Source organism: Bradyrhizobium sp. WSM1417, from assembly GCF_000515415.1.
Lineage (GTDB): Bacteria > Pseudomonadota > Alphaproteobacteria > Rhizobiales > Xanthobacteraceae > Bradyrhizobium.
In genome coordinates this window covers 6,717,316-6,739,352 of record NZ_KI911783.1, presented here as the reverse complement: position 1 = coordinate 6,739,352, position 22,037 = coordinate 6,717,316, and the positions used below count along the sequence as shown (strand labels likewise).

The 22,037-nt window shown below is 63.3% G+C and carries 23 protein-coding genes; 4 read left to right on the top strand and 19 right to left on the bottom strand.

Translation table 11 applies throughout. The features are described from left to right. Nucleotides 1–63: 63 nt before the first annotated feature. Complete coding sequence (locus BRA1417_RS0133025; RefSeq protein ID WP_027519446.1) at nucleotides 64–933, bottom strand: MBL fold metallo-hydrolase; 870 nt, start codon at nucleotides 931–933, stop codon at nucleotides 64–66. Between the two features lie 29 nt (nucleotides 934–962). Beyond that, nucleotides 963–1,550: an NADH-quinone oxidoreductase subunit B family protein gene (locus tag BRA1417_RS0133020; protein ID WP_027519445.1), complete on the bottom strand. Its 588-nt coding sequence runs from the start codon at nucleotides 1,548–1,550 to the stop codon at nucleotides 963–965. A 225-nt stretch (nucleotides 1,551–1,775) separates the two neighbouring features. Here BRA1417_RS0133020 and BRA1417_RS0133015 point away from each other — a divergent pair, with 225 nt between their 5' ends. Beyond that, entirely contained in the window at nucleotides 1,776–2,273 is a 498-nt protein-coding gene (locus BRA1417_RS0133015) for a ferritin-like domain-containing protein (protein WP_027519444.1), read from the top strand. 121 nt (nucleotides 2,274–2,394) lie between these two features. Further along, nucleotides 2,395–2,655 (top strand): hypothetical protein, encoded by a 261-nt coding sequence (locus BRA1417_RS41310; protein ID WP_027519443.1) that lies wholly within the window; start codon nucleotides 2,395–2,397, stop codon nucleotides 2,653–2,655. Nucleotides 2,656–2,689: 34 nt separating this feature from the next. On the opposite strand, the gene BRA1417_RS0133005 is transcribed toward BRA1417_RS41310, so the two are convergent. From BRA1417_RS0133005 to BRA1417_RS0132935, 15 genes are all read right to left on the bottom strand, one after another. Next, a complete protein-coding gene (locus BRA1417_RS0133005) occupies nucleotides 2,690–3,757 on the bottom strand; it encodes a UDP-glucuronic acid decarboxylase family protein (RefSeq protein WP_027519442.1) in 1,068 nt (355 codons plus the stop codon). An 11-nt stretch (nucleotides 3,758–3,768) separates the two neighbouring features. Then, a complete protein-coding gene (locus tag BRA1417_RS0133000; protein WP_027519441.1) occupies nucleotides 3,769–4,893 on the bottom strand; it encodes a glycosyltransferase in 1,125 nt (374 codons plus the stop codon). Beyond that, nucleotides 4,890–5,978: a glycosyltransferase gene (locus tag BRA1417_RS0132995; RefSeq protein WP_027519440.1), complete on the bottom strand. Its 1,089-nt coding sequence runs from the start codon at nucleotides 5,976–5,978 to the stop codon at nucleotides 4,890–4,892. The genes BRA1417_RS0133000 and BRA1417_RS0132995 overlap by 4 nt, the downstream gene beginning before the upstream one ends. Next, complete coding sequence (locus BRA1417_RS0132990; protein WP_027519439.1) at nucleotides 5,975–7,105, bottom strand: glycosyltransferase; 1,131 nt, start codon at nucleotides 7,103–7,105, stop codon at nucleotides 5,975–5,977. The genes BRA1417_RS0132995 and BRA1417_RS0132990 overlap by 4 nt, the downstream gene beginning before the upstream one ends. Then, on the bottom strand, nucleotides 7,102–8,205 hold the full coding sequence (locus BRA1417_RS0132985; protein WP_027519438.1) for a glycosyltransferase family 4 protein: 1,104 nt from the start codon (nucleotides 8,203–8,205) through the stop codon (nucleotides 7,102–7,104). Before BRA1417_RS0132985 ends, BRA1417_RS0132990 begins: the two co-directional genes overlap by 4 nt. Further along, nucleotides 8,202–9,488 carry a TIGR04295 family B12-binding domain-containing radical SAM protein gene (locus BRA1417_RS0132980; protein WP_027519437.1) on the bottom strand — a complete coding sequence of 429 codons (1,287 nt, stop codon included), beginning with the start codon at nucleotides 9,486–9,488 and terminating at the stop codon, nucleotides 8,202–8,204. Before BRA1417_RS0132980 ends, BRA1417_RS0132985 begins: the two co-directional genes overlap by 4 nt. After that, nucleotides 9,485–10,549: a GDP-mannose 4,6-dehydratase gene (locus BRA1417_RS0132975; protein WP_027519436.1), complete on the bottom strand. Its 1,065-nt coding sequence runs from the start codon at nucleotides 10,547–10,549 to the stop codon at nucleotides 9,485–9,487. Before BRA1417_RS0132975 ends, BRA1417_RS0132980 begins: the two co-directional genes overlap by 4 nt. Then, nucleotides 10,549–11,661, bottom strand: coding sequence for an NAD-dependent epimerase/dehydratase family protein (locus BRA1417_RS0132970; RefSeq protein WP_027519435.1), 1,113 nt, complete (start codon nucleotides 11,659–11,661; stop codon nucleotides 10,549–10,551). The genes BRA1417_RS0132975 and BRA1417_RS0132970 overlap by 1 nt, the downstream gene beginning before the upstream one ends. A gap of 208 nt (nucleotides 11,662–11,869) precedes the next feature. Continuing rightward, the gene (locus tag BRA1417_RS0132965; protein ID WP_027519434.1) at nucleotides 11,870–13,072 is read right to left on the bottom strand and encodes a phosphopentomutase; all 1,203 of its coding nucleotides are present in this window, start codon (nucleotides 13,070–13,072) and stop codon (nucleotides 11,870–11,872) included. Then, complete coding sequence (locus tag BRA1417_RS0132960) at nucleotides 13,060–14,013, bottom strand: beta-xylosidase (RefSeq protein WP_027519433.1); 954 nt, start codon at nucleotides 14,011–14,013, stop codon at nucleotides 13,060–13,062. Before BRA1417_RS0132960 ends, BRA1417_RS0132965 begins: the two co-directional genes overlap by 13 nt. Continuing rightward, nucleotides 14,010–14,777: a TIGR04290 family methyltransferase gene (locus BRA1417_RS0132955; RefSeq protein WP_027519432.1), complete on the bottom strand. Its 768-nt coding sequence runs from the start codon at nucleotides 14,775–14,777 to the stop codon at nucleotides 14,010–14,012. The genes BRA1417_RS0132960 and BRA1417_RS0132955 overlap by 4 nt, the downstream gene beginning before the upstream one ends. Further along, entirely contained in the window at nucleotides 14,774–15,583 is an 810-nt protein-coding gene (locus tag BRA1417_RS0132950; protein ID WP_027519431.1) for a sugar phosphate nucleotidyltransferase, read from the bottom strand. Before BRA1417_RS0132950 ends, BRA1417_RS0132955 begins: the two co-directional genes overlap by 4 nt. A gap of 2 nt (nucleotides 15,584–15,585) precedes the next feature. Continuing rightward, nucleotides 15,586–16,689, bottom strand: a complete 1,104-nt coding sequence (locus tag BRA1417_RS0132945; RefSeq protein ID WP_027519430.1) for a glycosyltransferase — start codon at nucleotides 16,687–16,689, stop codon at nucleotides 15,586–15,588. Continuing rightward, complete coding sequence (locus BRA1417_RS0132940; protein WP_027519429.1) at nucleotides 16,686–17,285, bottom strand: histidine phosphatase family protein; 600 nt, start codon at nucleotides 17,283–17,285, stop codon at nucleotides 16,686–16,688. Before BRA1417_RS0132940 ends, BRA1417_RS0132945 begins: the two co-directional genes overlap by 4 nt. Further along, the gene (locus BRA1417_RS0132935; protein WP_027519428.1) at nucleotides 17,285–18,385 is read right to left on the bottom strand and encodes an inositol-3-phosphate synthase; all 1,101 of its coding nucleotides are present in this window, start codon (nucleotides 18,383–18,385) and stop codon (nucleotides 17,285–17,287) included. Before BRA1417_RS0132935 ends, BRA1417_RS0132940 begins: the two co-directional genes overlap by 1 nt. A 371-nt stretch (nucleotides 18,386–18,756) precedes the next feature. Between BRA1417_RS0132935 and BRA1417_RS0132930 the strand changes: the two genes are divergently transcribed. Together BRA1417_RS0132930 and BRA1417_RS43240 are read left to right on the top strand one after the other, a co-directional pair. Next, complete coding sequence (locus tag BRA1417_RS0132930; RefSeq protein WP_018460363.1) at nucleotides 18,757–19,044, top strand: hypothetical protein; 288 nt, start codon at nucleotides 18,757–18,759, stop codon at nucleotides 19,042–19,044. A gap of 14 nt (nucleotides 19,045–19,058) precedes the next feature. Next, nucleotides 19,059–20,009 carry a hypothetical protein gene (locus BRA1417_RS43240; protein ID WP_245286305.1) on the top strand — a complete coding sequence of 317 codons (951 nt, stop codon included), beginning with the start codon at nucleotides 19,059–19,061 and terminating at the stop codon, nucleotides 20,007–20,009. On the opposite strand, the gene BRA1417_RS0132915 is transcribed toward BRA1417_RS43240, so the two are convergent. Next, nucleotides 19,975–20,757, bottom strand: a complete 783-nt coding sequence (locus BRA1417_RS0132915; RefSeq protein WP_027519425.1) for a Crp/Fnr family transcriptional regulator — start codon at nucleotides 20,755–20,757, stop codon at nucleotides 19,975–19,977. The two genes, BRA1417_RS43240 and BRA1417_RS0132915, sit on opposite strands and share 35 nt — an antisense overlap. 271 nt (nucleotides 20,758–21,028) lie before the next feature. Then, nucleotides 21,029–22,030: an alpha/beta hydrolase gene (locus BRA1417_RS0132910; RefSeq protein WP_027519424.1), complete on the bottom strand. Its 1,002-nt coding sequence runs from the start codon at nucleotides 22,028–22,030 to the stop codon at nucleotides 21,029–21,031. Nucleotides 22,031–22,037 lie beyond the last annotated feature (7 nt).

Genomic DNA, 22,037 nt, shown 5'->3' with positions numbered 1-22,037 from the left:
CTTGAGGTTTCGATGTCAGACCAATCATGTGAAGCGTTGACCGTTCCTAGCCGCGCAGCGTGATCAAGCTTTGTGGCCGACGACTCCGCGTCGATATTGCGAAGGCACGGCAACTTCGTCGAACCGTTCGGCGAGAGCGTCGAGAGCCGAGCGCATGTGCGGCCCCTGCATGGCCGCGCCATGTCCGGTGACGACGATCTCTGGAGCGAGCGCGGCAAGTGCGCGCACCGATCTCTTGGCGCTTTCCCAATCGGGAGTGAAATACATCGGGGGCCCGTGCATCTCCGGCGTCTGCGTCACCGCGGCGTAAATGGATTCCTGCCGCGTCGTGATGAAGGCGTCGCCGGCGATCAGCACGCGGTCGCCTTCGCGCCAGAGGGAGATATGCCCTGGGGTATGGCCGGGCGTATGGATCCACTGCCATTCCGGCATGAAGGGTACGCTGTGATCAAAGGGCAGATCATAAAGGCGCGATGCGACGTTCACCGGCTTTGTCGGGAATAGCGGAGAGAGCCGAGCGAGCAGCCCGCCACCGACGCCGGGGTCGGCCGATGGATAGGATTGGCTTCCATCAAGATAGGGATGCTCGGCCGCATGGGCATAAACCGGCACCTCCCATTCATTTGCCAACGTTTCGAGCACGCCGACGTGATCGAAATGCCCATGCGTCATGATGATGCAGGCGGGCCGGCCGTTTCCTCCGAACCTGGCTTTCGCGGCGGCGCGGATGGCGCCAGCCGATCCCGGAATGCCGGCGTCCACCAGCACCCAATTGCCGTCGCCGGCGTTCTCGAAGCCGACGAAGATGACGTTGACGATCGCAAGCTGACGATAGGCAACGTCAGCGACGATCTGCCGCGTGTTGTCGTTGCGGTCGAGGTCGGATTGCGGGTGCTCCGCGTCGGCGGAAGAGGAAAGCGAGATTTGGGTCATGTCCATTCGGGTCCGATTTGGTCAGCTCTCTAGCGCTCGATCGTGCCGATCCGACGGATCTTCTTCTGAAGCAGCATCACGCCGTACAGCAGCGCCTCCGCGGTCGGCGGGCAGCCGGGCACGTAGATGTCGACCGGCACGACACGATCGCAACCGCGCACGACCGAATACGAATAATGATAGTAACCACCGCCGTTGGCGCACGACCCCATCGAGATCACGTAGCGCGGCTCGGGCATCTGGTCGTAGATCTTGCGAAACGCCGGCGCCATTTTGTTGGTGAGCGTGCCCGCAACGATGATCACGTCGGATTGGCGTGGCGATGCGCGCGGCGCGAATCCGAAGCGTTCGGCGTCATAGCGCGGCATCGACATCTGCATCATCTCGACAGCGCAGCAGGCGAGCCCGAACGTCATCCACATCAGCGACCCCGTTCGGGCCCAGGTGATCAGCTCCTCCGCGGTCGCCGTGAAGAAGCCCTTGTCCGCAAGATCGTCGCGGATCGTCATGAAGAACGGATCGGAAGCGTTGTCCGGCCGTCCCTCGCCCGGCCGGCCAAGTCCCTGCCGGCCAAGCGAGGGGCCTGAGTTGCTGGCGTGCGGAGAACTGTTTGTCATTCTTATCCCTGAGCGCTGCGGCCGTTTGGCGATCCGACCACGCTCCGGAAAACCGTCGGTTGTATGCAGCGTTCCTGCGGCGGTAGGGGGATTTGTGTTCTGTTATCGCAGGTTAGCCTCGGGTCCGGCGGCCGGAACCCAGCGTTCGCCTCACTTATCACCCTAGGAACGATCCACCTAAGCTGCGGTTGGCGGCAACAAGGCCCGTGAAATGGAGAATATGAGATGACGAACGCAGCCCGCGATACATTCGTGGTTGGACTACGCAATGCGCATGCGATGGAAGTGCAGGCGCGAGAGTTGATGGAACGCCAGTCGGAACGGCTGGACGAATATCCCGAAGTCAAGGCAAAGGTTGCGGCCCACCTTCAAGAGACCAACGAGCAGCTGAAGCGGCTGGAGAGATGTCTGGAAGCCTGCGGGGAGAGTACCTCCAGCCTCAAGGATACGACGCAATCCATGATGGCGAACATGCAAGCGATGGCACACTCGGTTGCCGGAGACGAGATTCTCAAGAATACGTTCGCCAACAATGCCTTCGAGAATTTCGAGATCGCTGCCTACAAGTCTCTGCTCGCCCTTTGTGGCGCCGCTGGTTTCGCGGAGGCCAAGGAGCCTCTCGAGACATCGCTGAAGGAGGAGCAGCGCATGGCCGCCTGGATCGACTCAAATGTCGAGAAGGTGACAATGGAATATCTGTCGCATCAGCGTCAGGCGGCCTGATCGCAGGCCATCGCTACCCGCCGAATCCGCCGGTCTGAGACCGGCGGCTTCGGCCGCTGAGTCCGCCTGCGCTCTCATATGGGCTCGCAGGACGAAACCCTCTCATCCGCGTTTTGCTGTCATGGCGCACATCATCTTCAGCGACTACCGCAGTCCTGGCGCCGAACAGGCTTATGAGATCGCATGGGACTTTCTCGCCCGCAGCGGGGCGATCCACGATGAGTTCGATGCGTGCGTATTTCTGGCCCAGCGCATCACCATGATGGTCGAGGAAGGCCAGGCGAACCGGATCCGGATGGCCAATCGCGCGATCTCCGAATACCAGTACCATCTCGAGAATCTCTGCAAGCCGGTCCGTGGCGCGGCTGCTTCACGGGCTTGAGGGCTCGCGCGGGTTTGTGGGCTCTTTCTACCGCTTACTGCCGATCGGCGATCGTCAGCTGGCCGCGTGCCCCGGTACGTCCGCTCCTGCGCGGTGCAATGGCCGGAACGAGTGCCGGCGCTTCCCCGGCCATGCGCATGGCAAAATAGGCGATGGTCGCGCGAAGGCCATCCTTGAGCGCCACGCGCGGGCGCCACCCCAACGCCTTCACGGCCGTGTCGATGACGGGCTTGCGGCGCTTCGGATCGTCCTTCGGCAGCTCCTCGAACCGGAGCGGGGAGGCTGATTCCGTATACGCCAGCACGTCGCGCGCGATCGCCTCGATGGTAACCTCGTGCGGATTACCCAGATTGCAGGGTCCGGTGACCGACGATGGACTCTCCATGAGCAGCTGGAGGCCGCGCACGAGATCGTCGACGAAGCAGAAGCTCCTGGTCTGCGTACCGCCTCCATAGATCGTGATCGGCTCGCCCCGAAGCGCCTGCACGATGAAGTTGGAGACCACGCGCCCGTCGTTCTCCAGCATCCGGGGTCCATAGGTGTTGAAGATGCGCGCGACCTTGATTTCAACCCCGTACATGCGATGGTAATCGAACATCAGCGTTTCCGCGGCTCGCTTGCCTTCGTCGTAGCAAGCCCGGGGCCCGATCGGATTGACGTTGCCGAGATAGGTTTCCGGCTGGGGATGGACCTCCGGATCGCCGTAGACCTCGCTGGTCGATGCCTGCAGCACCCGGGCGCCTTTCCGCTGCGCGAGCTCCAGCATGTTGATGGTGCCGAGCACGCACGTCTTCATCGTGCCGACCGGATCTTTCTGATAGTGACGGGGCGACGCCGGGCAGGCGAGACTGTAGATCCGGTCGATGTCGCCCTCGATCTCGACGGGATCGCGCACGTCATGTTCGATGAAGCGAAAGTTCGGATGATTGAGCAGCGGCCGGATGTTATCGATCCTTCCCGTAAACAGGTTGTCGAGGCAGATCACGGTGTGGCCGCGTTGCAAAAGCGCGTCGCAGAGATGCGATCCGATGAAGCCGGCGCCGCCGGCCACCAGAACGGTGGGAGAGCGGCGGGACGCGTTGATGCGGGTCTGAAGTGTCATGGTGCTGCCTTTCAGATTTGAGCGACCTGCATGGGACGCGAGGCGGGAAGTTGCGGGGTTTTCCGGCGGCGACGGACCGATGCCTCGGCGTAGTAGGTCTCCACTTGCCGGGCGCGATGGTCGGAGGTGTGGTCGGCCAGAACGCGGCGCCGTGCGTTCTCCGCGATCGTGCGCCTTTGCTCCTCGGGCATGTCGCGCAGGATCTCCACGACGTCGCGGGGGTCCGATGCGAGCAGGATTTCCCGGGAAGGCTCGAAGACGGTCTCGATTCCAGGCCACCGGTCCGAGATCACGGGCGTGCCGCACGCGGCCGCTTCGAACAGCCGAACGCTGGGCGAGAAGCCGAGTGCGCGCATGTCGGCACGGGTGGCGTTTAGCGTAAAGCGTTGCCCTGCGTAAAACTCCGGATGATGTTTGGGTGTAAGGTGCTCGATCCGGGCGACATTGGCGGGCCAGACCACCTCATCGGGATATTGCGCGCCGGCGACGACGAATTGCTCGCGTGACAGAGTGCGAGCGGGGGCGAGCAGCAACTGCTCCAGAACCGGCTGCCGGTCCTCGCTGTAGGTTCCGAGATAGCCCAGTGCCCACTTCTTCTCCGCGCGTTGCGGTGCGTAGATGTCGGTGTCGGCACTGCAATACAGCACCCGAGCCAGCGGACTACCATAGTTCTCCTCGATCATGCCGGGCACCGGGCCGCCGGCAAAGGACAAATAGAGGTCGAAGCGCGGGATCATCGCCGCGGAAAGATAGTCCAGGCCCTGCTCGAGCTTCGCAAGCGTGACCGGCGTGTCGATGTCGTAGAAGGCGGTAATCCCGCGGGCGTGGGTCGTGATCCATTCGGAGATCGCGATGCCGTCGGGCACGTAGGAGCCGATGACCACCAGATCGGCATCCCGGATCATCTTGCCGAAGCGCTGCGGGATGTCCTTCAAGGATTGATAAAGCTCGACGGTCCAACCGGAAGGCTTGGCAAGATCACGATGCTCGCGATACCAGGGGACGTCGCGTTCGAGAAATGTTACGTGGTGACCTCGTCGTGCCAGGGCTTCGATCAGGGCACGATAGGTCGTGGCATGACCATTGCCCCAGGACGAAGTGACCGAAAGACCGACGACGACGATATTGAGGTTCATTCTGCTGCCTCGATTCGCGAACTGCTTGCGGCAAAGAGATCGTTGAACTGGCGCGCGCGCTGCCGGTAGGTGTGATGGCTCAGAATGCGCGCACGAGCGCGCCTTGCGATCGCCTGAGCCCGGTCGGGGCGCAGTGCGGAAAGATGCTCTGCGACCTCCGCCCCGCTCGCGGCCACCAGCACCTCGCGATCTGGCTCGAGAAAATGATCGATGCCGTCCCACTGGTCGGTGATCAGGCAGGCTCCGGCACCGATGGCTTCGAACACGCGTGTCGGCGGCGAGAAACCGTAGCGCGCCATGCTGTCGCGATTGACGTTCAGCGTGGCCAGACCGGAGCCGAAGAACGCGTTGTGATCGCCGGTTCCGACATGCCCGACCTTATGCAGATTAGTTGGCGTGTCTTTGGAGTCCCACCCCGATCCACCGAGCACGAATGTCTTGTCCGGCAATCGGCGTGCGACATCAATGAAGAACCGCTCGACGCGCTGCTCGCGATCAGGGAGGCGGTTTGCCAGCAAGCTCAGATCGCACGTGAAGCGCGCATTGGGCGGCGCCGGAAAGTGCGTGGCGGGGTCGAGCGCATTGTAGATCGGCACGCAGTCTCGCGCGCCGATACCGCGATAAGCGGATACGACGGCATCGCCGCCGCCATAAGTCAAAACCATGTCATAAGACCGGATCGCATGGCGCAGATGATGGTCTGGATTGTCCGCCACCGACTCCAGCGTCGCGGGGGCGTCGACGTCCCAGTAGATGCGCATTGCATTCGACGGGACGTCGGCGACCGCGTTCTCCAGCTCCTGATCGAAGACGCCGACGCCGCTGGCCTTGACCAGCATGTCGGCCGAGCGGGCGGCTTCCTCAAGCGAGCTTCGCCAGCCGTCAGGCGTTGCGGCGTAGACCACCACCTTCGCCCAATCGGGATCGTCGATGTCGCGATGGGCCTGGCGCTCGAAGGCATCGGGCTCGAAGAATGTGACGTCGTGGCCGAGGGCCGCAATCTCCTTCAGCATGCCGCGGTAATAGGTGGCGGCACCGTTCCAGTAGGATGAGACGAGGCTGGATCCGAAGAAGCAGATCTTCATGCGGAGGCTCCGATATATCGCAGGGGCTGGGTGGCGTGGCCTGAGGCCCGGAGGTCCTGCACGATGCCGACAAGCTGCTCCGCCCGGTGACGGCAGGTGTGACGCTCCTTGATGGTCCGGAGTCCGGTCTCCACCGTGGCGGACCACAACTCCCGGTCATCGAGCAGTGCACGAAGCGCCCGTTTCATTTCGGTGCCGTCGGAGGCGCTGAGATAGGCACCTTCCGGGAACAGGCCTTCCGCATCCGACCAGGGGGCCGAGACCAGTGGAATGCCGCACGCCATCGCCTCGAAGACACGAATGGTCGGAATGCCCGGAAGCAGGCGGACATAGGGGCCGCGGGGAACGTGGACAGTCGCGCGTGCGCCGGCGAAAGCAATGGGAGCCCAGTGCGCGGGCAGCCAGCCGCCATACCGAATGCCTGCCGCCTGAATGGTCGCGAGGGCTGCGTCCGAATAGCGGACGCCATAGACGCCCGCGCCCAGCTTCAGCTCGGCCACGGGTTCGACCAGAAATTCGTTGAGCTCGGCGCTGCGTTCGCCGTCGCCCCAATTGCCGATCCAGACGACATCGTCGGTGCGCTCGACATGCGGCAGCGGATGGTACAGGGCGATGTCGGCCGCCTCGTGCCAGGTGAAGGCCCGGTCGGCCCAGCCGAGCTTCAGATAGATTTGACGAAGGACCTCGCCGAAGGCGAGCACACCGTCGAAGCCGTCGAGGTCGAACTGCGCAAGTTCGTCCGGTGCGCTGACGGCGCGATGATGGGTATCGTGGAACAGCAGCGTGAAGGGAGCGCCGTGAGCCCGTTTCGATCCGATGTCCGCGATCAGATCAGGTGAATTCCATTCGTGGACGACGACGAGATCGGCGCCGTGCAAGGCTTCACCGAGATCAAGGGAGGCGTCGTAACGGCGGATGCCGATGCCGGGAAACAGCGCTGGAATATCCTCCATCGTCTGACTGCCACCCTCGCGGATCGCATTCAATCGGCTCCAACCGTCGATCGGCTCGAACACGACGACCTCGTGACCGAGCGCGTGAAGTTCGCGGGCATAACCGCGCAGGAAATGGGCATTGCCGTTGTTCCAGCAGGACGTGAACGCGTGATAGAACAGAGCGCATTTCATGCGCGGACCTCCATGGGGGCGGGCGCGTGATGGACGGCAAGCAGCTCCCGGTAGAGGCTGAGATAGGCGCTCGTGGTCCGGGTCAACGAGTAGGTCAGGGAATGCTCAAAGGCGGCACGTTGCAGCCGCACCCGCTCGCGATCGTCGGTGCACAGATCTGCGAGTGCTCGATGCAGCGCCTTGCTGTCGGTGGGATCGACGAACAGCGCGGCCCCGCTCCATAATTCCTTGAAAGTGGGAATGTCGGACAGGATGAGAGCACATCCCGCCGCCGCGGCTTCCAGGACGGAGAGGCCGAACGGCTCATAGAGCGCGGGGCTGGCGAAGATGGCGGCGTGCTGCAAGTGCGCGCGCATGGCTTCGTGAGACAACTGCCCGAGCCAGGTGACGGAAGCCGAAGGGCACTCATCCGCCGGCCCGGCGACCTGAACGGGCCAGTCCAGCCCAGACGCTGCAGCCGCCAGGACCTCGATGTTCTTGGCGCGGTCCCAAAGCCGGCCCGCCGCAAAGATCATGTCTTGCTTCCGTCCCGCGGGATCCTGAGGGCCAATTCCATTCCAGATCACGACGCCGCGTGAGCGAGGCTGATAGATTTCCGCAATGTCATCGTGGAAGGACTGGCTGGGACAAACCCAGGCCTGTGCCGTGTCGAGTGCGGCTGTCACCCGTTCGGTGTAGCCGCGCCATTTCGGTTCGCCGAGCCAGCTCGTATCGCGGCAGGCGAGCCCCCAGGAGTTGACGCAGGAGTGCGCGACGACCACCACTGGAGCGCGCCAGGCGAAGTTCGCCTCGCGAAAACTATTGAGGTGAACGAGGTCAGGCCTGATTCCGGCTTCGAGCTTCGCAAGGACGCGCCTGGCCTGGGACAGATCTTGTCCTTCCGGATCCTGCCACTCGAGTGCAAGGTCCGTTTCGATCAGGCGGACCCGCGAGCCACGGAGCATCGCAAGGTGGCCGGCGCGCGCGCGCGGACCCATCGTCACCAGGGTGACGTCGGCGCCCTTCGCAGCAAGGGACGAAGCTAGAGATGACGAGTAGGTCCAGACACCTCCGACGGTATCGGTCGTCATCAGGATCCTGAGCTGCGAACTGCGGCTCATGATGCCACCTGCAGTTCGAGAGTCTCTAGCGGGACCGGGCGATCGTTCTGCACGTCGCTGAACTGGTCGAACATCGCGAGATAGTGCCGGTGCGCGCGTTCCCACGCGAAGTCGTCGGGCTCGCCCCACAGCTTTCGATAATCCGGCGAGCCCGGATAGGGATACAGCGGGACCGGATCGTTGGCCCAGATGCCGGCATCCTGCATGGTGCGGCGCCAGCGCTGCACGACGGGGTCATCGTCCTCGGGGACTTCGATCAAATTGGCCTGCACGAAAGGAACGTGACGGCGCGCTTCGACCAGCCGTTCGGCAAGCTGGTCGGTCGTCATCTTGCAGTTCTTGGCGAGCGCGGCGCGGCCCTCGACCGTGAGGCTCTCGATGCCGGCTTCAATCGAGACGCAGCCGGCGCGGCCGAGCAGAGCCAGCATGTCCGGCTTCCAGAGGTCGATGCGGGTCTGCACTCCGAACTTCAGCCCGCGTGTGGTCATCCCTTCCAGCAGTTCCGCGTTGGGAAGGAAAATCTCGTCGATGAAATAGACATATTCGATGCCCTGATGACGCAGGCCGTCGATCTCTTCGAGAACGATGGAGGCAGGCCGCTTGCGGTAGGCGTTGCGGAAGTTCTCCTTGGCGCAGAAGGTGCAGTTGTACGGACATCCCCTGGATGATTCGACCTCGGCGCCTGGCGCCTGCGGCTCGGCTTCGAAGCGGTGGTGGTGATGGTGATGCCGCCGGATCATCTCCTCCGGCCAGTCCAGCGGCGGCTGATCCTTGAACGCGACGGCCTGCGGGCCGCCATTGACACGGAGCGATGCGCCGTCGGCAAAGCACAGACCCGGAAAGTCCCGCTCGCCATTGGCAAGACGCAGTAAGGACGCCTCGCACTCGCCCATCACGACGATGTCGGTGCCGAGCTTTCGAATCGCCGCTTTTGGCACGGTCGAGCCGTGGGGGCCCACCGCGACGAGGATCGGAGCCAAGTCGCGCACCGCCATCGCGAGCTCCTGCGGAACGCGGAGCTCGGGAGGAGCACAGCGCCAGAACAGATAGGTCGGCGCCGTCGTGATGACGATCTGGTCGGGGCCGAACGCGCGCAGCTCGGCTTCGATCTCGGCGAGGGAAAGATCGAACATGTGGGCGTCGAGCAGCAGTGTCTTGTGCCCGGCCGCCTTCAGGTAATGCTCGGAGATCCCGAGTTCGAGCGGAAGGTGAGGGGATCGGCAGCCAAAATAGATGCTGCCGCCAAAATCCCAATTGGGGTTGATGAGGGCAACACGCGTCATGCCAGCGCCTCGCGGTTGTCCTGTGACGATCCGAAGCGGCCGTCCAGCCAGGTGTGAAGGGATCGGAGGCCGTCTGCGAACGAAACCTGAGGCGCCCAGCCGAGCGCGCTGGAGAGGGCGCGCGTGTCGGTCACGTACCAGGGCTGATCACCGGGCCTCCAATCGGCAAAGCGATAGGCCACCTTGCGGCCGGTCAGATCGGTGATGCGGTCGATCAATTCCAGCAGACTGATCGCGTTGGCCGGACCGCCACCAAGGTTGAAGACGCGTCCACGGGCGAGTGCGATTCCGTCGAGCACGGCGAGCCAGGCCGAGGCCGCGTCGGAGACGTGAAGCGCATCGCGGACCTGATGGCCATCGCCATAGATCGTCAGCTCCTTGCTGCGGATGGCGCTCAGCAGGAAATGCGCGATCCAGCCCTGATCCTCCGTGCCGAATTGACGGGGGCCATAGATACAGCTCATGCGCATCACCACGGTCTGCAGGCCGTAGACCCGCGCGTAGTCGTGAACGTATTGGTCCGCCGTTCCCTTGGAGCATCCATAGGGGCTGTAGAAGTCGAGCGGCGCATTTTCCGAGATGCCGGCGGCGAGCAGGCCGCTTGTCGGCGTGTAGCGGCGGCCGGTGAGCGCGATGTCGCCATCATCGATCAGGCGTCCGTAGACCTTGTTGGTCGAGGCGAACACGATCGGCGCGGCGTTGTTGTGGAGGCGCACAGCTTCGAGCACGTTCAGTGTGCCCCGCGCGTTGATCTCGAAATCGGCGGCCGGATCGCTCACGCTGTCGGTGACGGCGACCTGGGCGGCCAAATGCAGCACGGCGCGGGCTTCGCGTACCGCGTCGATCACCGGGATCGGCTCGCGAATGTCGGCCACGGTGATTGTGACCCGGTCGCCATGCCGGGACTTCAGCCACTGCGCATTCTCCCGCACGCCGGCGCGGGCGAGGTTATCCAGGATCAGCACCGGCTCGCCGCGCTCCGCCAGGCGGTCGGCGAGGTTGCAGCCGATAAACCCGCAGCCGCCGGTGATCAGGACGGGTCTGTTGTCTCGTTCACTCATCACGCGACCAATCCTCGTTGCTGCAGCTCCCTGGTGGCTCGCTCCGCCTGATCGTCAGCGATCTGGTCGGCGAGATATTCCGCCAGCTCTTCGAGCCCATCCCTGAATGCGACGCGAGGCTCGAAGCCGAGCACGTCGCGGGATTTTCCCATGTCGGCGAAGCAGTGCCGGATATCCCCGGCGCGATACTTCCGCGTCAGCTCGGGCGCAATGTCGCGGCGCCCCATGACTTCGGCCAGATCCTCCGCGACCGATAGAATGGTGCGACTCTGGCCGGAACCGACGTTGAAGACGTCCTGCGCGTGCTCCGCCTCCAGTGCCATCCGGCAGGCGCGGGCGACGTCATGCACATGGACGAAGTCGCGGCGCTGCCGGCCGTCCTCGAAGACGAGGGGAGGGCGGCCGTTGAGCAGCCGGGCGGCAAAGATGGCCAGCACGCCGGTATACGGATTGGACAGGGCCTGACGTGGCCCGAACGCGTTGAAGAAGCGTAGCGCCACCGTCGGAATGCCATAAGCCTTGCCCGTGATCAGGCACATGCGCTCCTGCGCATATTTGTTGAGCGCATAGATCGAGCTCAGCGAAGGCTGCTTTGTCTCCGGCGTCGGGACGGGATCGAGCGGGTTGCCGGCTGCATCGCGCAGCTCCCAATCGCCGCGGCGAAGCTGCTCGACTGCCCGCTCCTCGCAGGCGACCACGCTCTGATCGGCGCTCCGGTAGAGACCCTCGCCGTAAATGCTCATGGACGAGGCCACCACGAGCCGCGCGACCGGGCGCTTGGACAGTGTCTGCAGCAGCACGGCGGTGCCGAGCTCGTTGGTCCTGACATAGGGTTCGATGTCGTACATGCTCTGGCCGACGCCGACTGCTGATGCGAGATGCAGGACCATGTCGGTGCCGCGCAACGCATGATCGACCGCGAGAGCGTCGGTGACGTCACCGACGACGAGCTCCGCGTCTTTGGCAAGATAGGCGGGGCGCTGGCGGTTGCCTCCGTGGACCTGCGGCGAGAGATTGTCGAGCAGGCGGACTTCATAGCCGGCCGCCAGCAGCGCGTCGGCTGCATGCGATCCGATGAATCCCGCCCCTCCAGTGATCAATACTCGCGTCATTCACCGCTCCGTGCCGCCGTGAGACCGATCCTGCGGGATCAATCCGTGATGAGAATGAAAGCGCGCTGCTGTTCTGGTCGGACGACCGGCGCGCCAGTCACATTTGGAAGTAGAAGCGATGCAAGGAATGTTCGTTCCTGCGAAACCTACAAACGAATATTTCTCTAACCTGGATCAATAACCCAGGTGAATCAGCCGGTGCACCGAGCTAGAAACGCGCGCCATGAACCGGCGCCTGCAGTTCGAGATGCCTGGCGACCGTCGCGCCGATGTCCGCAAATCCGGCGCGCTTGCCAATCGGAGAAGTTGACGTGCTCCACGCCAAAATCGGCACCTGCTCCCGCGTGTGATCGGTGCCGCTCCAGGTCGGGTCGCAACCGTGATCGGCCGTGATGATCAGGAAATCATCCTCACGCAGGCGGTTCAGCAGATCCGGAACGCGGGCATCGAAGGCTTCGAGCGCCGCTGCATAGCCCGCCACATCTCGGCGATGGCCGTACAGCGTGTCGAAATCGATGAAGTTGGCGAACAACATCCCGCCCTCGGCGAGAGAGGCCAGCCCATCGAGCGTGGCATCGAACAGCGCATGGTTGCCATCGCCGCGCAGGTTCCTCCCAGTCCCGCGATGGGCGAAGATGTCGTCGATCTTGCCGATCGTAACGATGTCACGGCCTGCGCTTTCGGCAAGATCGAGGATCGTCCGTTCCGGCGGCGGAACGGAAAAGTCCTTCCTATGCGGTGTACGCTTGAAATCACCGGCCGACGTGCCGACGAACGGCCGTGCGATGACGCGGCCGATGTTGAGGGGATCGACCAGTCGGCGGGCAACGCGGCAGACCTCATAGAGGCGTTCGAGCCCGAACGTCTCCTCGTGCGCTGCGACCTGAAACACGCTGTCGGCCGACGTATAGCAGATCGGTTCGCCCGTTCTGATGTGACGCTCGCCGAATTCGGCGATGATCTCGGTGCCGGAGGCGTGACAGTTCCCGAGGATGCCGGGCAATCGAGCCTGTTCGCACAGGCTCTCCATCAAATCGCGCGGGAAGCACGGCTTGGTTCTTGGAAAATAGCCCCAGTCGAACGGCACCGGCACGCCGGCGATCTCCCAATGACCGGATGGCGTGTCCTTGCCTTTGGAGATCTCGCTCGCGCAGCCAAATCGCGCCTGCTCAGGACGGCCATCGAGCCCCGGCGGTACGCGCCCGGTGGCGAGACGGCAAGCCTGGCCAAGACCGAGCGCAACCAGACTAGGTAGCCGAAGCGGCCCCTCCCGACGTGGTCCGTCGGCATTGCCGGCCATGCACATCTCAGCAATGTGGCCGACGGTATCGGCACCCTCGTCGCCGTAATTGACGGCATCGGGCGCGGCGCCGATCCCGACGGAGTCCATCACCAGGATCACGGCACGCATGTCGGCTCCGAGATGGCCGGGCGCGAAGACGCTGCGGACGGCGCGAGCCCGGTTTTCGCGCAATAGCGTTCGACCATCTGGGCGCAGAAGTCCGCGAACTCGTTGACGTCGAGCGGCGGGCTGGTGTGATGAGGCTCGATACCCCGATGTTCCGGGGTGAAGCAGAAGGTCACGGTGACCTGAAACTCGGCCAGCGCGTCCATCTGCCGATCGAACCAGGCGAGCGCATTGGGACGGAGGCTGTCGGCCCAGGACAGGCCGGTCCTGAGATGCTGCACGCCGAGCCGGCGCATCCAGCGCACGGCGTCGTCGAGGCGGTGGTCCTCGAAGTGAAACCACTGGCACAGCCCCATCGCAGGTGCATACTGGGCGAACAGGTCCGCCGAGGCTTTCGGCGTTCCGTCCTCGCGTAGCAGGCCCATGTGAAAATGCCGGTAGTAGGAAGAGCCTTCAGCCTCCTTGTGCCGCGTGGTCGCCTCCCAGCTCGAAGGAAGATCGTAGAGGCTGTACCAGTGAATTCGCGGCGCCCGGCCAATCAAGAGCTCGGCGGTCCGCGTCAGTCCCCAGGCCTGCACCTCCTCGGCACCGAAGGACGAGACTCCCACCTCAGTGACCCAGACCGGCAGCGAGGTGACCGCCTTGATCTCGTCGATCTTGGCCGGCCATTCCGCGATCTGCCACAAGTTCCAGTCGAGCGGAAAGCCGTGCACGGCGACGGCATCGACATGATCGAGCACGCCGCGCGCCTGCATGTTGCGCAGGAAGGACGGATCGATTGGCGACATGCCGCCGAGCACGCGCGGGAGTGTGGGATGCGCGCTGCGGATCGCCTTTCCGGCAGCGAGCGCCAGGCTCGCGAACATGGTCCAGTCCGGATCGATCAGGATGTCCCAGTGTGACTTGTTATTGGGCTCGTTCCAGATCTTGGCGGCTTCGATCATCGGCCGGTCTCCCGCGACGGATAAACCGGACCTTCCGCCTGCGGCCTTGTCACCCGCTTGCAGAGATAGACTTCCTCTTCCGGATGCGCTGCGATGGCAAAGCCGGCGCTGCGCAGCATGGCTTCGGCGCAGGCGCGGTTCGGCACCCACCAATTGGTGGGGTCGTCGGCATATTTGTTCTCGATGAAGTGCAGCTTTGGATAGCCCGGAGAATCGAACTGATCGGTGGTCCAGAAGTCGTAGTTCTTGTCGAGGGGATCCACGCGGCTGTCGCCGCGCTGCATCGACTGGAACAGCAGGAGATCGCCGGCCACGTGCTCATGGATCAGGTCGAGTGCCAGCAGAGGGTGCCGCAGGTGATAGAGCACCCCCATGAAGATCACGAGATCGAACTTTTCGCGCAGCTGTCCGACGTCGTAGGCTGACATCTTGCGGAATTCGATCCTGAGCCCGTTCACCTCGGCCGCGAAACGGGCTTGTGCGAGATATTCGTCGTCGGTGTCCAGGCCGAGGACGCGCTCGGCGCCGCGCCGCTTCATCTCCATGGCGTAGAAGCCGGCATTGCACCCGATATCGAGCACGGTCTTGCCTTCGAGACGGTCCGGGATGATTCCGGAGAAGCGGCGCCATTTCACGTTGGGATAGTCGCCGAGAAAGTGTGAAGGCGCTGTCGGCACGCCGTTCAGATCCAGATTGTGAAACCATGGTCCGAGCGCATCGACGCGCTGGCGGATTTCCTCGCGGGAGAGGGCGCCTCTGCTCATGCGGTCACTCCATTGTTCATTATGTGGGCCGGGCGGGCTGCATCCGGCGAACCGCCGGCCAGCAGTCGAGAGCGTCCGTTCCCAGGGGAGCTCTCCGCGAGCAACGCCATTGCCGTCCGGTAGCCGTCGATGGTGCCGACGTCGACATAGGATTCGCCGGCCTTGACGCCGAGACCTTGGCCGCCGGCCGCGATGTAGGCGTTGACGAGCGTCCCGAAATATTCATCGCGGCGGTCGCGCTTCGTCCACAGCGACTGGAGCTCGCGAAATCCGTTGCCGGACATCTTGAAGGCGCCCCATATCCATTTCGACGCCGCATCCGGCTGCTTGACCTGAATCTCCGTGACGCGATCGCCGTCGAGCACGACGGCATCGAAGAACTCGGGGTGTTCGACCGGAAACAGCAGAAACGACAGGTCAGCGGCCGGCAACGCCTGCAGGGCCGTCTTTGGGAACCAGACGGTATCCGGAAGTCCGACCAGAATGTCTTCGTCGTGGCCAACCACCGTGCCCGCCCTGAACACGGCATCGCAGAGCCCCGGCGCATCGGGCTGCACGACATAGGCGAGCTGGGCGCTGCCATAATGATCGCCGAAATATTCGAGAATGTCCGATTTGCCGGGGGAGATCACGAAGCAGATCTTGTCGGCGCCTCCAAGGATCAGCCGTTCCAGCAGATATTCGGAGACGGCGCACGGACGGTCGATGCCGTCGTCCCGTTGGCTTCCGACCGGAAGCAATTCCTTGGAGAAGGCGAGCGGCTGGATGCGGCTGCCGCGGCCCGCGGCCGGAACGATGCCCCACATGATCAGGCCTCCTCGGGTTGCTGTCGGCGCGCGCCGAGGGATGCCGTCTGCTCGAGCAGCGAAATCAGTTCGGCTGAGCGCTTGTCGGATGTGTGCTGATCCATGGTCCGTTCATATGCGCGTTCGGCAATGTGCTGAAGCTCGGCGTCGGCGATCGTCAACGCAGCCAGCGTGTCCTTCGCATCGCGTGCGATCAGGATCTCCTGGCCGGGTACAAAGAATTCATCCAGTCCCGGCCAGTCGTCGCTGAGCAGGGGGGCCTTACAGGCAGCGGCTTCGAACAGGCGGCCGGAGGGGCACCAGCCCATCTCCGCCATGGCCCGGCGCGTGACGTTGAGTGTCAACCGAGACGACGCAAAGAACGACGCGTGCTCCGACGGCGGCAAGTGCTGCACGAAGTAGATGTTTGGCGACCAGGGAAAATCTTCCGGGTATTGTGCACCCCCGATCAGGAAGCGCCGATCCTGCCTGCTGCGTGCGGGTTCGACGAACAGAGCCTCGAGCGCGCGCTGGCGATCCTGAGAATAAGTGCCGAGATAGGACAGATCCGCACGGTAATGTGGCTGCGACGGCACCGGTCGATGGGTGTCCGTATCGACATGGCCGTAGAGTGGGCGAACATTGGCGGCGCCGAGCCTGTCGCGAAATTCGTTGCAAATGCGTGGACCGCCGGTGAAGCTCAGGACCAGGGCGAAATCCCGCAAACCACGTGGCCCGATATAGGGAACGGCCTCGCCGGCCATGAGCTTCGCCAGCGTGACCGGCGTGTCGAGGTCGTAGAACACGGGCACCGCACGACCCTCGGCCAGGACAAGCTCCGTCGCAGCGATCGCGTCGGGACAATAGGAGGTCACGATCGCGACGTCGGCATCACGAATATCGCTGCGCGCCGCAGGAAGCACATCGTCCCAGTTCGAGAACAGTCGCAATTGGCCGCCGGGCAATTCGTGCAAATCCCGCGCGCCGGCGTAATAGGGCACGTCGCGCTCGAAAAAGACGACGCTGTGGCCGGCTCGCGCGAGATGCTTGCAAAGCCCTCGCCACAAGGTGGCGTGACCGTTGCCCCAAGACGAGGAAATTGTCAGGCCGAAAATGACGATCTTCACGCTGGCACCCGCTGATTAATCCCGGTGATCTTGAGTCCGCGATTGTCCACGCTGAGGGTGCTGACGCTGCCGGGGTCGATCTCGATCGAGAGGAAGTCGTCGAGCTCTTTCCGGGAATAGTGCAGCAGCGCCGCGCGGATCGGTTCGGCATGGCTGACGGCGACGACGACGGTGCCGCTGCCATGATCATTGCGCAGCTGCTCCAGATGGGCGACGACGCGCTTCTGGAGTGAGCGCATGCTTTCGCCGCCCGGCGGACGGTTCGTTCCGCGTTGTTCGTTCCAGCGCGACCATCGGGGGTCCCGGGCGAGCGCCTCGAACGACAGTCCGGTCCATTCGCCGTAGTCGAGCTCGTCGAGTGCCGGCACGATCTCGACCGGCAAGCCGAAGCGCGCCGCCAGGATGCAGGCCGACTGCATGCAGCGCCGCTGCGGGCTCGACTGAATCGTACTCGGCGGCGGCGCGAAGGTATCGGCGCATCGCGCGATTTCTTCGCAGCCGCGATCATCGAGTTCGACGCCCTTCATCCGGCCACAGAGCGTGCGGCCGAGCAGGGCATGATGCCCATGGCGGATCAGATGAATGATCTTCGCCATCAGATATACGCCTTGTCGTCGATGAACGCGCGCGTTCGCCGTCCGGCTTCCTCGTCCGTGAACTGCTGCGGCGGCGACTTCATGAAATAGCTCGAGGGGCCCGTCAGCGCGCCGGCCTGCCCGCGGTCCATGGCGAGCTTGGCGCAGCGCACCGCGTCGATCACGACGCCCGCCGAGTTCGGGGAGTCCCAGACCTCGAGCTTGACTTCCGCGCTCAAGGGAACGCCGCCGAACGTGGTACCCTCCAGGCGGATAAAGGCCAGCTTGCGGTCGGTCAGCCACGGCACATGGTCGCTCGGGCCGACATGGATATTATCGGCATCCATGGGCACGTCGAACTGGCTGGTCACGGCCTGGGTTTTGGAGATCTTCTTTGACGTCAGCCGCTCGCGCTCGAGCATGTTCTTGAAATCGGTGTTGCCGCCGACATTGAGCTGGTAGGTTCTGTCCAGCCGCACGCCGCGTTCGCGGAAGAGATTGGCGAGCACACGGTGCAGAATGGTGGCGCCGACCTGGCTCTTGATGTCGTCACCGACGATCGGCAGGCCTGCATCCTCGAAACGCCGCCGCCAGTCGGGATTCGAGGCAATGAAGACCGGGATGCAATTGACATAGCCGCAGCCGGCCTCGATCGCGCGCGCGGCGTAAAACTCGCTCGCGCGCTGCGAACCGACGGGAAGATAGGACACAAGCACGTCCGTGCGCGACGTCGCGAGCACTTCGGAGACGTCGGCTTCGGGAACATCCGCAATCGGAACGTCGTCCTTGAGATATTGGCCGACACCGTCCATGACCGGGCCGCGCTGGACCATGACGCCGGTGGGCGCGACGTCGGAGAAGCGGTGCGTGTTGTTCGGCGCTGCAAAGATCGCCTCGGCCACGTCGCGTCCGACCTTGCCGGCATGGACGTCGAAGGCCGACGCGACCTGAATGTCGCTGATGTGGTAGCCGCCGAGATCGGCGTTCATCAGCCCAGGCACCGGCTCATTCGATTTGGCGTCGCGGTAGTAGGAGAGCCCCTGAACGAAGGAGCTCGCACAATTGCCGACACCGACGATGCCGACGCGCACGCGCCGCCTGTCCTGAAGACGAGAATGCATTGATCTGGGCCCTCCGGAAGACGTGCAGCGTTAAGGCATGCAGTGTTGAAGACTTGCAGGTGTTGAAGACTTGCAGTGTTGACGTAAGTACGTCGGCGAACGTGGGGAACGTATGTTCGTTCCTGAGCTCACGGCACTATGTCGGTCTCACGACAGATTCCGGCCGAAAAAATTGCGCGCACTTAACCTGGGATAGAATCCCGGGCAGTTTGGCGGGAACGAAAAGCTTCCATGATGAAGATGAAGAAGATGATGCTTTGAGAGAGTCCGGCCTACGAAAGAACAAATCCTCGCCTCCGGCGTTCACGGCGAAACAGTCTGACGCGAGGGCCGATCCATCGCTCGCTCTTCGTCAGCAATCGAGGTGTCACATGTCATCCAAATCACAAACCAGCGAAGCCCAGCAGACCACCAGCCATGACGTGATCCGGAAATGGGCGGAGGAGCGCGGCGGAAAGCCCGCGACGGTCAAGGCTACGGAGGAGGACGGACACGCCGGGATCCTGCGCATCGATTTCGATCCGCCCGACGAAGGTCTCGACCGGATCAGTTGGGACGAATTCTTCGCCAAGTTCGACGAGGCCGGCATTGCCTTCCTCCACCAGGACCAGACCAAAGACGGTAAGCCGAGCCGCTTTCACAAATTCGTGCGGCGTTGATCGGATCACCGCGGGTGTCGGGCAGCTGGACCGAGGCGATGCGGGCAGGCGACTTCGAACGCGCCTGGGCGATCAATGATCGCGATCTGGCAATGCTTGCGTCTCCACCCAAGCACACCGGGCCGCGTCATCTGCAGCGGATCTGGCGTGGTGAGGAACTGAGGGGCAAGGATGTACTGGTGCGCTGCTACCATGGGCTCGGCGACACCATCCAGTTCCTGCGCTTCATGCGGCCGCTTCGTGACCTCGCGCGTCGCGTCACGGTCTGGTGCCAGGGCGAGCTTCTGCCGCTGGTCGAGCGAGCGGCTGGCGTCGATCGGGCCTTTGCGCTCCATGATGGTGCACCTGACGTCGACTTCGAGGTCGATATCGAGATCATGGAGGTGCCGCATGCCATAAGGGCGAGGCGAGAGCACGTCGAGATGCGCGCACCTTACGTATCGCTGCCGCCGGCGGTCGCGCTACCCCTGCCACCAGGTCTTGCCGTCGGCCTGGTTTGGGAAGTCGGCAACTGGGACAAGCGAAGGACCATTCCGCCGTCCTTGTTGGGGCATCTTGCCGTTCCCGGCGTGACGCTCTGCTCGCTGCAACGCGGAGCCCGAACCCGCGAATTGGCCGAGATCGGCGCGGGAGACGTCAGTACGCCTGACATTACGGTTCTCGGTCATCTCCTCCAGCAGCTCGATCTGCTCATTTGCGTCGACACCATGGTGGCGCATCTCGCGGGAGCACTCGGATGTGATGCGTGGGTCTTGTTGCATGCGGATTGCGACTGGCGCTGGCCGTCATCCGAATCCCATTCCCTTTGGTATCCAAGCCTGCAGCTGTTTCATCAGAGGACACCAGGCAATTGGGATGATGTCCTTGGAGAGGCGCGGGAGGCCCTGATTGCACGCTCCACAAGTTCCCAACGTGTCGTCCGAAACGAACTCAAGCGAGCGCAAGGTCCGCCGCGAGTGGCCTGAGACGCGGTGACGACGCATCGTCGCGGCTGGACGGAATCCCCAAATAAGTCGGATCGAATCTTGCGAGCCGCACGAGTCCGGGCCAGTCGGTGATCGTTACCGTCTTACCCTGCCATTGCAGCAGGTTGCATCGCCGCAGTTCCTGAATTGTGCGGTTGGCATGAACTGGGGAGATGCTGCACGCTGCAGCAAGGTCCGATTGGGTGAAGGGTGACGGCAGCCTGAAATCTCTCGCCAAGCCGACGACTTGCAGCCGAGTGGTGATCTCGCACAGCAGATGCGCCACACGCGTCAGTGCATCGCGGCTACCCAGGTTCACTGTCCAGTTGCGCTGAATGGCATGGCTGGTCAGCAGCATCAGCAGCAATGCACGAGACATAGCGGGCGAACGCGCGGACAAATCATGAAAGAAGCGGTGTGGCACGAGAGCGACGATGGCGGGGCCAAGTGCAATCAGGTTGCCGTCAACGCGAGGCCGATACAGCGTGTGTAGATCGGCTATGTCACCGGGAACATGGAGCGACGTGATCTGTCCGTCCATGCTCTCCGCATCCTGCCAGGACAGATATCCCTGGAGCAGCAAGCAGCACTGGGTGGCATCGTCGCCGTGCCGCAAAACGGCCTGACGCGAACTCAGATGCGCGATTGTGCTTGCCATGTCCGCGAGCAGGTGGAGATCGTCGGCCGTTACGGGAGTGAGGCTCGCCAACCGGTCGGCGAGCTTGGAGAACGCAAATCCTGCCTGCATTGGTCGCCTAACAACTCAGAACCCGTCCCCAATCTGACCGATGGGAACGACGGAGCGCATTAAACTTTGATAGTTTCGCTCCATGCAGGTCATTGTTTGTCTGCCGAGCATGCGTCAAGAAGCAGGAGGCACCCATCGGTCGAACGGTTCCGGAACAGTAGACGGCGCATGCGATCGTCCTCAAGGATCGGACCATTCGGGAACCGGCAGCGCGAGGAGCGCTCAGGCGAAGCCCCGGTGATTTCGCGGTGGGATCGGCGCGAGGATCGCGCTAGTCATGCTCATACTGTTCCGAGAGAAACTGGCTGATCGCATCGAACGCCTGCAACCGGTTCTTCTCCAGCAGAACCATGTGCGTGCCTTCGCCGATCTCGACCCATCGCCGATATTGCGCGTGTTTCAGCGAGAGGAAGAAGTCCTGTGTCGAGCTGATGGGCACGTCGCGGTCCCATTCGGCGTGGACCAGGAGCACGGGAACGCGAATGGCGCTGGCATCGTAAAGGGCCTTGCCGGCGGCCCAGTATTCGCGGATGTCCAGGATCGGGCCGTTCACGGCACGCATGAGCGGAGGAGCTCCTGCGCCGGCCTGCGGGTCTGTTGCGAGCGAGATCTCCGCCCAGAGTTCGAACCCACCTTCCGGGATGAGACTTGATCGCGCTGCTTCCGGTGCTGCCGAAAGCCAGCGCTCCCTGAAGTCCAGAACAGGGACGTTGCGATAGGCCCCGAGCCGGCCGCCCGCATCGATCGGAGCCGGGCCCTTCAGCAACCACAGTGGCGCGACCAGCGCGAGCTTTACGATCTTGTCGTTATTGCCTGCCGTGTAGGCACCGGCCACAGAGCCGCCCCAGGACATGGCGACCAGATTGAGCCGCGTGATGTCGCGCTGTTTCAAAATGTATTGAACTGCGCTGGCGAGATCGCGCACGCCGATTTCGGTGCGCACGAGCGGCTCAGAGTCCTCCGGCGGCGCGTCCATTTCGGTCGGACGCGTCGATCCGCCATAGCCGCGCACGTCGAGTGCAAAGACGTCGTAGCCATGCCCCGCCAGATAATCCATGAAGGAGGTGCCGCCGAGCGGCGCATCGAACAGGCTTTCCGACGAATAGGTCGCGCCGTGCATCATCAGGATGGTTCGCTCGGCGGAGAACGTCTTGAGCGCCGCTTGTCGCTTGTTGCGCAAGCGAAGCGAAATGCCGGCCGTGTCGCTCGGGATCATGAGATCCTCGACCACGATGTCGGACCTGTCTGTCCGCGCGTAAGTGTGCTGGTCCATGATAGGT